We start from the raw sequence: 10,763 nt of genomic DNA on the forward strand, positions 1-10,763 counted from the left end.
TTTGCCCTCGCTATCTAATTCGCTGACCAACCAGTAATATCGGGACCAATCGAACCCGAGCGGTCGCCACATGGGCCGGCACCCCATACGTGCCGGCGGCATGCCGTCCAAGGAGTCGGATAAAACACATGGCGCCACCCGCCCGACGCGGGGGCGACACCATCGCGCGATGCCGGGCAAGCGGCATGCGCGACCGGGCCACACGCCGGCACGCCCGCGCCTCGCGCGCGGGCGCCTCCGTCGCGCGTGACCCAGCCGTCATGACCGAACCCGCTGTTCCATGCCGATCGACCGTTAGTCATCCGATGAATTCGTTTCGTCAACTCGCCGAGCTTGCGCGCCAGCCGCGCCCGCGCCGCACTCGCCGCCGCACGCTGTTCGCGATCCCCCTGCTCGGGATGATCGCGATCGCGCTGCTGTGGACGGCGATCGTCATGCGGCTGTCGATCGAGAAGGACAGCGCCTACCGCGAGGCCGCCGCGTCCGCCGCGATCCTCTCCACGGCGCTCGAGCAGCACACCATCAAGTCGATCCATCAGGTCGACCAGATCACCCGCTTCGTCAAGTTCGAGTTCGAGAAATCGCCGGAGCGCTTCAACCTGGCGAGCACCGTCGAGAAAGGCGTGGTGCCGAGCGATACGCTGATCCAGGTTTCGCTGCTCGACGCCAACGGGCACCTGTTCGCCAACACGGCCGATCCGCATCCGAAGCCGGTGGACCTGTCCGATCGCGAGCATTTCCAGGTGCATGCCACCCACAACGACGACGAGATGTACATCAGCCGGCCGGTGCTCGGCCGCCTGTCGGGCCAGTGGACGCTGCAGATGACGCGCCGCCTGAACGCCCCCGACGGCTCGTTCGCGGGCGTGGTGGTGGTGTCCGAGGACCCGAGCTATTTCACGAGCGATTTCTACAACAACGCGGCGGTCGGCAAGGACGGCGTGATCGCCGTGGTGTCCGATACCGGCGCGGTGCTGGCCCGCCGCACCGGCGCGCCGGGCACCGGCCGCGCCGCGGGCAGCTTCTCGGCCTCCGGCGTGTATCCGATCGCCGAGCGCGTGTCGGGCACCTATGCCGATCCGATCGACGGCACCATGCGGATCGTGTCGTACCGCCATCTCGACGGCTACCCGCTCGGCGTGCTAGTCGGGCTGTCGCAGGGCGAGGAGCTGTCCGACTACAACCACACGCGCAACGTCTATCTGCTGATGACGAGCTTCGTCACGCTGGCGATGCTGGCGTTCTTCGGCGTGGCGACCGGCCTGATCGGCAAGCTGCTCGGGCGCGAGCGCGAGATGACGCAGCTTGCCGAGTACGACCTGCTGACCGGCCTGGCGAATCGCTACACGACGCTGCGCGAGCTGCGCAACGACGTGGCCGAGCCGGCCAACCTGCGGCATCTGGCGATCCTGTTCATCGATCTCGACAACTTCAAGACCGTCAACGACACGCTCGGCCACAACGCCGGCGACATCGTGCTGCAGATGACGGCCGCGCGGCTGTCCGACGCGGTGGGCCACGACGGCTCGCTGTCGCGGATCGGCGGCGACGAGTTCGTGGTGGTGGTGAAGGGCGACGACGTCGAGCGCCGCGCCGTGCAGCTCGCCGAATCGATCATCGGCATGTTCGCCGACGCGTTCGAGGTGCGCGGCAGCACCTTCGTGCTGCATGCGAGCATCGGCATCGTGCTGCACGCCGTGCCCAACGAGAGCGAGATCGACCTGCTGAAGAAGGCCGACCTCGCGATGTACAGCGCCAAGGATGCCGGCAAGAACTGCTATCAGTTCTACGCCCCGCACCTGTCGCACCGTGCCGATCACCTGATGCGCTGGGAGCAGCAGTTGCGCGTGGCGCTCGCGGAGGAACAACTGTTCCTCGCGTTCCAGCCGAAGATCGACCTGACGCGGCGCTGCATCGCCGGCTTCGAGGCGCTGGTGCGCTGGAACCACCCTACCCACGGGCTGATCGCCGCCACCGAATTCATCGCGGTGGCCGAATCGACCGGCCTGATCGTGCCGATCGGCGATTTCGTGGTGCGCACCGCGTGCCGTCAACTGGCGCGCTGGCGCGACGAAGGCCACGACACGCTGACGCTGGCCGTCAACGTGTCGCCCGTGCAGTTCTGGCGCGGCGATCTGATCGACACCATCTCCAGCGCGCTGGCCGAAACCGGCATCGCGGCGGATCGGCTCGAAATCGAAATTACCGAGACGGCGATGATGGAGTTTCCGGAGCTGGTGTCGGACAAGATCATGGCGCTCAAGAAGCTCGGCATTCGCGTGGCGCTCGACGATTTCGGCACCGGCTATTCGTCGCTGTCGTATCTGCACCGCTTCGCGGTGGACACGCTGAAGGTGGATCGCTCCTTCGTGCAGGCAATTCCGGCCGATCGCAGCGTGTGCGTGATGGTATCGTCGATCGTGCATCTGGCGCGCGCGCTCGGGCTGACCGTGGTGGTCGAGGGCACCGAAACCGAGGAGCAGGTCGCGTGGCTGTCGGCGCTCGGGCCGATCCAGGCGCAGGGCTTCCTGTTCTCGCGGGCAGTGCCGGCCGAGGGCATCGAGGCACTGCTGGCGCGCTTCGGCGTGTGCGAAACATTGGAAGCCCGGCCGCGCGTGACGTCGAGCGCGGCGCATCTGGCCCGGATCGCGAACCTCTCGCACGAGCCGGGCGGCGGTCACGGCAACTGAGCGTTGCCGGGCGGGAGAAGGTGAGGTGAGGCGCGTGTCGCGCGCCGCCTCGGGCGGCTTCGGGCCGCCTCCGGCCGTGCTCAAACCGGCCGAACGCGCCCCCGCGAGTTCAAAAACCGCGCGACAGCACGGCCGTGGCGATCGTCACGACGCCGAGCACCAGGTTGACCACCACCAGCATGCGCATCGCGCCCACGGCGCGTGCGCCATCCGGCCAGTTCTGCGCCTGCACGGCGCGGCGAATGCGCGGGAAGATCGCGAAGCGGATATGGCCGAAAATCAGCATCATCAGCACGCCGAGGCCGGCCATCGCGTGCAGCGGCCAAGTGGCGTGCGCACCGCCGTACGCGGTCAGCAGGAAGCCGCCGGTCAGCAGCGTGACGAGCACCGCGCCCGCCACCCAGTTGAAGAAGCGCCCGAACACGGCCTCGACCAGCGGCAGCCGCAGTTGCGGCGAGAGATCCGACAGCGCGGGGCGCAGGCAGAAATGCGCGAACACCATCCCGCCCACCCACACCGCGACGGCAAGAAGATGAAGGAACAGTGCGACGGGAATGGCGTGGGACATGGGGCAATCCTGAGGGTGTTGTTATCGGGCGAATCGAACCGGCAACCGAAACACGGCAACCGAAAACCGGCTCGCGACGGCGAGCCTGAACCGGTTCGACCGGCCTGCGGCGCACCGGTTCGGTACGCGGGCGACATTTGACACGAAATCCCGCCGAATGTCGCGGCCCGCATTCGACGCCACGCTCGATCCGCCCATGAAAAAGCCCCGGCGCGCGGGCAGCGCGGCCGGGGCCTGGGTCGGACGGAAGCCGATACGGGGCGCGCAGGCCGCGCGCCGCCGCGTGCGCTGCGTTCGGTACGTCAGCCGAAGATCGGCCGCAGGCCGGACAGCTTCAGCTTGAGCTCCGGCGCACGGCCCTTGCGGGCACGCTTGCCGACCAGCGGCGCAAGCGCCGCGCCCGCCAGCACCGCATCCTGCGCCTTGCCGCCGCGACCGGTGCCTTGCAGCAGCACGCCGCGACCGTCGATCGCCAGCGCCTGCACCAGCGTTTCCTTGTCTTCCAGCGCCATCAGGATCACGCCGCGGCCGCCGGCCGACAGCGTCTTCATCTCGTCGATCCCGAACACCAGCAGGCGCCCCTGCCCCGACAGGCAGGCCACCTGGGTGGCGAGCGGCATGACCGGCATCGGCGCGAGCGGCACCGCGCCTTCGTCGATCGTCATGAAGGCCTTGCCGGCCTTCTGACGGCTGATCATGTCGCCCACCTTGGCGATGAAGCCGAAGCCGTTGCTCGACGCGAGCAGCAGCGGCTGCTCCGCGCCGGCCGCGAAGTAATGCATCAGGTGCGTGCCCGATTCGAGTTCGATCAGCGAGGTGACCGGCACGCCGTCGCCGCGGCCGCCCGGCAGCACCTGCACCGGCACCGAATGCACGCGGCCCTTGCTGCCCCAGGCGATCAGCGTATCGGGCGTGCGGCACTGGAACGCCGCGTAGAGGCCGTCGCCGGCCTTGAACGTGAAGCTCGCCGGGTCGAGCCCGTGGCCCTTCAGCGCACGCACCCAGCCCTTCTGCGACACCACCACCGTCACCGGCTCGTCGATCACCTTGGCCTCGAAGATCGCGCGCTTTTCCTGCTGGATCAGCGTGCGGCGGTCGTCGCCGAACTGCTTGGCGTCGCCCTCGATCTCCTTGATCATGAGCCGCTTCATCGCGCTGTCGTTGCCCAGCAACTCTTCCAGCTTGGCCTTCTCGGCGCGCAACTCGTCGAGCTCCTTCTCGATCTTGATCTTCTCGAGCCGCGCGAGTTGACGCAGGCGGATTTCGAGAATGTCTTCGGCCTGACGCTCGGTCAGCCCGAACGCCGACATCAGCGCGGCCTTCGGTTCGTCCGACTCGCGGATGATCCGGATCACCTCGTCGATGTTCAGGAAGACGATCATCCGCCCTTCGAGGATGTGGATACGGTCGTCGACCTTGCCCAGCCGATGGCGGCAACGCCGCGTCAGCGTCTGCTGGCGGAACCCCACCCACTCGCCGAGGATCGTGCCGAGCCCCTTCTGCGCGGGCCGGCCGTCGGGGCCGATCATCACGAGGTTCAGCGGCGCGTTCGATTCGAGGCTGGTGTGCGCGAGCAGCGACTGCACGAACTCGGTCTGATCGAGGGTGCGCGATTTCGGCTCGAACACGAGCCGCACCGGCGCATCCTTGCCCGACTCGTCGCGCACGGCGTCGAGCAGGTCGAGCAGGGTCTTCTTGGTGTTGGCCTGCTCCTGCGTGAGCGTCTTCTTGCCGGCCTTGATCTTCGGGTTGGTCAGCTCCTCGATTTCCTCGAGCACCTTCTGGCCCGAGGTGTTCGGCGGCAATTCATTGACCACCAGTTGCCACTGGCCGCGCGCGAGCTCCTCGATCTTCCAGCGCGCGCGCACCTTGAGGCTGCCGCGCCCGACTTCGTAGGCGGCGGAGATTTCCGCGTCGCTCGAGATGATCTGGCCGCCGCCCGGGAAATCCGGGCCGGGCACCAGTTGCATCAGTTCGGCGTGCGAGAGCTTCGGGTTGCGAATCAGCGCGACGGCCGCGGCCGCCACTTCGCGCAGGTTGTGCGACGGGATTTCCGTCGCGAGGCCGACCGCGATGCCCGACGCGCCGTTCAGCAGCGCGAACGGCAGCCGCGCCGGCAGCAGTTGCGGCTCCTGGAACGAACCGTCGTAGTTCGGCATAAAACCGACCGTGCCCTGGTCGATCTCGTCGAGCAGCAACTGGGCAATCGGCGTGAGCCGCGCTTCCGTGTACCGCATCGCGGCCGCGCCGTCGCCGTCGCGCGAGCCGAAGTTGCCCTGGCCGTCGATCAGCGGGTAGCGCATCGAGAAATCCTGCGCGAGACGCACGAGCGCGTCGTACGCGGATTGATCGCCGTGCGGGTGGTACTTGCCGAGCACGTCGCCCACCACGCGCGCCGACTTCACGGGCTTGGCGTTGTTGCCGAGGCCCATCTCGCTCATCGCGAACAGAATGCGGCGCTGGACCGGCTTCTGGCCATCGCAGACATCCGGCAGCGCGCGGCCCTTGACGACGCTGACCGCGTAGCTGAGGTAGGCGCTCTCGGCGTAATCGCCGAGCGTCAGGACATCGCCGCCTTCGGGCGGCTTGGGCGGTTCATCGAAAAAATCGGGGGTGTTGTCGTCCATCTGGTATCGCTTCCGTATCGGTTCAGGGGCGGCTCGGCCGGCGTGCCGCGCGGCGCATCGGGTGCGCGGCGCGAGTCACGCCGTTCAGATATCCACCTCGACCTCGTTGCCCTTTTCCTCGAGCCAGCCGCGACGTGCGGACGCCTCGCCCTTGCCCATCAGCATCGTCATGCGCGATACCGTGGCGTCGTAATCGAGCCCGCCGAGCGCGACCGGCGTGAGGCGGCGCGTATCGGGATTCATGGTGGTGTCCCACAGCTGCTCGGCGCTCATTTCGCCGAGGCCCTTGAAGCGGCTGATCGACCATTGCGTGTCGCGCACGCCGTCCTTGCGCAGCTTGTCGAGGATCGCCTCGAGCTCGCCGTCGTCGAGCGCGTAGAGCTTCTGCGCGGGCTTCTTGCCGCGCGCCGGCGCATCGACGCGGAACAGCGGCGGACGCGCCACGCACACGTGGCCGCGCTCGATCAGTTGCGGGAAATGCTTGAAGAACAGCGTGAGCAGCAGCACCTGGATGTGCGCGCCGTCGACATCCGCGTCCGACAGGATGCAGATCTTGCCGTAGCGCAGGTTCGACAGGTCGACGTTGTCGTCGGGGCTGTGCGGATCGACACCGATCGCCACCGAGATGTCGTGCACCTCGTTGTTCGCGAACAGGCGGTCGCGCTCGGTTTCCCAGGTGTTCAGCACCTTGCCGCGCAGCGGCAGGATCGCCTGATATTCCTTGTCGCGGCCCATCTTGGCCGAACCGCCGGCCGAATCGCCCTCGACCAGGAACAGTTCGTTGCGCGTGATGTCCTGCGTTTCGCAGTCGGTCAGCTTGCCGGGCAGCACCGCCACGCCCGAGCTCTTGCGCTTCTCGACCTTCTGGCCGGCGCGCGTGCGCGCCTGCGCCTGCTTGATGACCAGATCGGCCAGCTTCTTGCCGTGCTCGACGTGCTGGTTCAGCCACAGTTCGAGCGCCGGGCGCGAGAACGACGACACCAGCTTGACGGCGTCGCGGCTGTTCAGACGCTCCTTGATCTGGCCTTGGAACTGCGGATCGAGCACCTTTGCCGACAGCACGAACGACACGCGCGCGAACACGTCCTCGGCCAGCAGCTTGACGCCCTTCGGCTGCAGGTTGTGCAGCTCGACGAAGCTCTTGACCGCCTGATAGAGGCCGTCGCGCAGCCCCGATTCATGCGTGCCGCCCGCTGGTGTCGGAATCAGGTTCACGTAGGATTCGCGCGTGAGCGAACCTTCCTCGCTCCAGGCCACCACCCACGATGCGCCTTCGCCGTCGGCAAAGGTATCGTCGCCCGAGCTTTTCGAATCGGCGAAGCGTTCGCCCTCGAACAGCGGGATCAGCAGCTCGCTGCCGTTCATTTCGTCGAGCAGATAGCCGCGCAGGCCGTCCTGGTACTTCCAGACCTGACGCTCGCCGGTTTTCTCGGTGATCAGCACCACTTCGACGCCCGGCAGCAGCACCGCCTTCGAGCGCAGCAGGCGCTGCAGTTCGCCGGCCGGCAGGTTCGGCGAATCGAAATACTTGCCATCCGGCCAGACGCGCACGCGCGTGCCCGACTTCTTCTCGCCGCGGCCGGCCGCCTGCGTGACGAGCGGCTTGACCACGTCGCCGTGCGCGAAGCCGAGTTCGGCGATCTTGCCGTCGCGCCAGACCGTGACGTCGAGGCGCGTGGCCAGCGCGTTGGTGACCGACACGCCCACGCCGTGCAGGCCGCCGGAGAACGTGTAGGCGCCACCGGCCGCCTTGTCGAACTTGCCGCCGGCATGCAGGCGCGTGAAAACGATTTCGACCACCGGCACGCCTTCGTCCGGGTGCATGCCGTACGGAATGCCGCGGCCGTCGTCCTCGACCGAGACCGACTGATCCGCATGCAGCGTGACCGTGATCTGCTTGCCGTGGCCGCCGAGCGCCTCGTCGGAGGCGTTGTCGATGACTTCCTGGATGATGTGCAGCGGGTTTTCGGTACGCGTGTACATACCGGGCCGCTGCTTGACGGGTTCGAGACCCTTCAGCACCTTGATCGATGCTTCGCTATAGGCCGCTGCGGGCTTTTTCGTGGACATAGGCGCTAGTTCATCCATCGTCCGCGATGTTTATCCCCAGATCGTGTGGACAACATCGTGGACAAAACGTTGAATTCGATAAAAAAGCCAATCGAAACAATGCGCTGACGCGACTGCTCCGAAATCGGGCGGCGCCGCATGCGACGCCGGGGCCGGAACGCGGCGTATTTTACTGGTTCCTTGCGCGCGCGATCATGACGGCTTGCGCTTGGCCTCGAGTTCTTCCCAGCGTTCGAGCGCGACGAGCAGTTCGTTGTCGAGCGTGGCGAAGCGTTCGGTCAGGCGCGTGCCTTCCTTCGCGTCGCGCGCGAAGATCGTGCCGTCTTCGAGTTTCGCGTTGATCTCGGCCTGCTCGGCTTCGATCGCCGCGATCTTCTGGGGCAAATTGTCGAGTTCGCGTTGGTCGTTGAACGACAGCTTGACCGGGCGCTGGATGTTGCGGCTCGCCGCGTTCTTGCCGGCGTCGTCCTTCGGCGCGGCGGCGGGCGCGGGCGCGCGCGCGGCAACTTCCTGTTGCCGGGCCAGATCCTTCGAGCGCGCGTGCTGGGTTTGCCAGTCGGTGAAGCCACCGACGTATTCGCGCCAGGCGCCGTTGCCTTCCGACGCGATCACCGAGGTGACCACGTTGTCGAGGAAGGCGCGATCGTGGCTGACCAGCAGCACCGTGCCGTCGTAGTCGGCCAGCAGCTCTTCGAGCAGTTCGAGCGTGGGGATGTCGAGGTCGTTGGTCGGTTCGTCGAGCACCAGCACGTTGGCCGGCCGTGCGAACAGGCGCGCCAGCAGCAGGCGGTTGCGTTCACCGCCCGACAGCGAGCGCACCGGCGAGCGCGCGCGCTCCGGCGCGAACAGGAAATCGCCGAGATAGCTCATCACATGCTTCTTGGTGCCCGCCACTTCCACCCATTCGCTGCCGGGGCTGATGGTATCGGCGAGGCTCTTGTCGAGATCGAGCTGCGCGCGCATCTGGTCGAAGTACGCCACCTGCAGGTTGGTGCCGGTGCGGACCTTGCCTTCGTCCGGCGTGAGTTCGCCGAGGATCAGCTTCAGCATGGTGGTCTTGCCGACGCCGTTCGGGCCGATCAGGCCGATCTTGTCGCCGCGCATCACGGTGCTGGAGAAGGTATCGATGAAGGTGCGGCCGTCGTAGCGAATCGTGACGTCGGTCAGCTCCGCGACGATCTTGCCCGACTTCTCGCCCTGCGCCACGTCGAGGCGCACGTTGCCCTGCGAATTGCGGCGTTCGGCGCGCTCGTTGCGCATGTCCACGAGCCGCGCGATGCGGCCCACGCTGCGCGTGCGGCGCGCTTCCACGCCCTTGCGGATCCAGACTTCTTCCTGTGCCAGCAGCTTGTCGAACTTCGCATTCTCGACGCGCTCGACTTCCAGCTGCTGCTCCTTGCGCGTTTGATATTGCGAGAAGTTGCCGGGATAGGACAGCAGCCGGCCGCGATCGAGCTCGACGATGCGGGTGGCGACGCGATCGAGGAACGCGCGATCGTGGGTGATGAACAGCACGCTCGAGCGCTGCGAGATCAGCAGTTCTTCCAGCCAGCGGATGCCTTCGAAATCGAGGTGGTTGGTGGGTTCGTCGAGCAACAGCACGTCGGGCTGCAGCACCAGCGCGCGAGCCAGCGCCACGCGCTTCTTCATGCCGCCCGACAGCGCTTCCACCAGCAGTTCGCCGTCGAGGCCGATCTGCGCCAGCGTGGTGGCCACGCGGGTGCGCCAGTTCCAGCCATCGGCCATGTCGAGCGCCGCCTGCAGCGTGTTCATGCGCGCCATCAGCGCGTCGTGCCCGGCGCCTTCCGGCTCGTCCGCGAGCCCGTGCGCGACCGTGTCGAACTCGTCGAGCAGCGCCTGGATATGCGTGAGGCCGCCCGCAACCGCGTCGAACACCGACAGCCCCGGCTCGAATTCGGGCTCCTGCGACACGTAGACCGTCACCAGATCCTGCTGGCGGGTGACCAGGCCGTCGTCGGGACGCGCGAGCTCCGCGACGATCTTCAGCAGCGAGGACTTGCCCGCGCCGTTGCGGCCGATGAGGCCGACGCGCTCGCCGGCTTCGAGCGAGAATTCCGCGTGATCGAGCAACGCGACGTGACCGAACGCAAGCTGCGCGCCGGTAATGGAATAGAGCGACATGGGGGGAGCGGCGATGAGAGGGATTCGGAAGCGCCCATTGTAACGGGCATCGGGGGTGGTTCTAAGTTGGCCGGATGGCGAGCCGCGCGCGACGGTGCGGCGAAGGTTGATCGGGCGCAGGCTGGGCGGCCGGGCGTTTCGGGTATATTGCGCGGTCTGCCGGCCAGCCGCTGCACAATTTTCACTGTTTCCGCACTATTTTCCGATCGTCATCATGAGCGAAGTCGTCGAATACCAAAGCTGGGTCTGCCTGATCTGCGGCTGGATCTACAACGAACAGGAAGGCCTGCCCGACGAAGGCATCCCGGCCGGCACGCGCTTCGCCGACATCCCGTCGGATTGGCGCTGCCCGCTGTGCGATGTGGGCAAGGAGGATTTCGTGGTGGTGGATTTTTGATTTTGCGGTGAGGTTGCGGGCGGACGCGCTTGACGGCCGTTTTAGGGGCGGGAAGCTTTGCTATACTCTGCCCCGCTGAATCGCGGCGCCGTCACCGGCGCCCTATCCGCTCCCCGTAGTTCAATGGATAGAACAAGCGCCTCCTAAGCGCTAGATACAGGTTCGATTCCTGTCGGGGGGACCAGTCAAGCCCCAAACCTTCCCCAAGTTTCACCTCCCAACCCCCTCTCAAGCCCGCCCAGTAAGGCTTTTAGCCCCCAGCGTTATCA

Annotated in this window: 6 protein-coding genes, 1 tRNA gene and 2 pseudogenes; 3 read left to right on the forward strand and 6 right to left on the reverse strand. The window is 66.7% G+C overall.

Features of this window, described 5'->3' with window-relative positions; all coding sequences use genetic code 11:
- Nucleotides 1–305: 305 nt before the first annotated feature.
- Nucleotides 306–2,690 carry a bifunctional diguanylate cyclase/phosphodiesterase gene (locus ACYP33_RS30860; RefSeq protein ID WP_459625027.1) on the forward strand — a complete coding sequence of 795 codons (2,385 nt, stop codon included), beginning with the start codon at nucleotides 306–308 and terminating at the stop codon, nucleotides 2,688–2,690.
- A 109-nt stretch (nucleotides 2,691–2,799) separates the two neighbouring features.
- Here the strand turns inward: ACYP33_RS30860 and ACYP33_RS30865 are convergent, their stop codons facing one another.
- The 6 genes and pseudogenes from ACYP33_RS30865 to ACYP33_RS30890 all read right to left on the reverse strand — a co-directional run.
- A complete protein-coding gene (locus ACYP33_RS30865; RefSeq protein ID WP_414451308.1) occupies nucleotides 2,800–3,258 on the reverse strand; it encodes a CopD family protein in 459 nt (152 codons plus the stop codon).
- 302 nt (nucleotides 3,259–3,560) lie between these two features.
- Nucleotides 3,561–5,885 (reverse strand): DNA topoisomerase IV subunit A, encoded by a 2,325-nt coding sequence (gene parC / locus ACYP33_RS30870; RefSeq protein WP_459625028.1) that lies wholly within the window; start codon nucleotides 5,883–5,885, stop codon nucleotides 3,561–3,563.
- 84 nt (nucleotides 5,886–5,969) lie between these two features.
- Nucleotides 5,970–7,955: a DNA topoisomerase IV subunit B gene (locus ACYP33_RS30875; protein WP_414442744.1), complete on the reverse strand. Its 1,986-nt coding sequence runs from the start codon at nucleotides 7,953–7,955 to the stop codon at nucleotides 5,970–5,972.
- A gap of 192 nt (nucleotides 7,956–8,147) precedes the next feature.
- Nucleotides 8,148–8,705 carry a hypothetical protein gene (locus tag ACYP33_RS30880; RefSeq protein ID WP_459625033.1) on the reverse strand — a complete coding sequence of 186 codons (558 nt, stop codon included), beginning with the start codon at nucleotides 8,703–8,705 and terminating at the stop codon, nucleotides 8,148–8,150.
- A 33-nt stretch (nucleotides 8,706–8,738) separates the two neighbouring features.
- A pseudogene (locus ACYP33_RS30885) lies at nucleotides 8,739–9,053 on the reverse strand (ATP-binding cassette domain-containing protein); the annotation flags it as partial.
- A gap of 195 nt (nucleotides 9,054–9,248) precedes the next feature.
- Nucleotides 9,249–10,097 (reverse strand): annotated as a pseudogene (locus ACYP33_RS30890) (ABC-F family ATP-binding cassette domain-containing protein); the annotation flags it as partial.
- Nucleotides 10,098–10,311: 214 nt separating this feature from the next.
- On the opposite strand from ACYP33_RS30890, the gene ACYP33_RS30895 reads away from it, so the two are divergent.
- Together ACYP33_RS30895 and ACYP33_RS30900 are read left to right on the forward strand one after the other, a co-directional pair.
- Nucleotides 10,312–10,494 carry a rubredoxin gene (locus ACYP33_RS30895; protein ID WP_414451305.1) on the forward strand — a complete coding sequence of 61 codons (183 nt, stop codon included), beginning with the start codon at nucleotides 10,312–10,314 and terminating at the stop codon, nucleotides 10,492–10,494.
- A gap of 109 nt (nucleotides 10,495–10,603) precedes the next feature.
- A tRNA-Arg gene (locus ACYP33_RS30900) sits at nucleotides 10,604–10,678 on the forward strand.
- Nucleotides 10,679–10,763 lie beyond the last annotated feature (85 nt).

It is taken from the genome of Burkholderia sp. 3C (genome assembly GCF_054589155.1).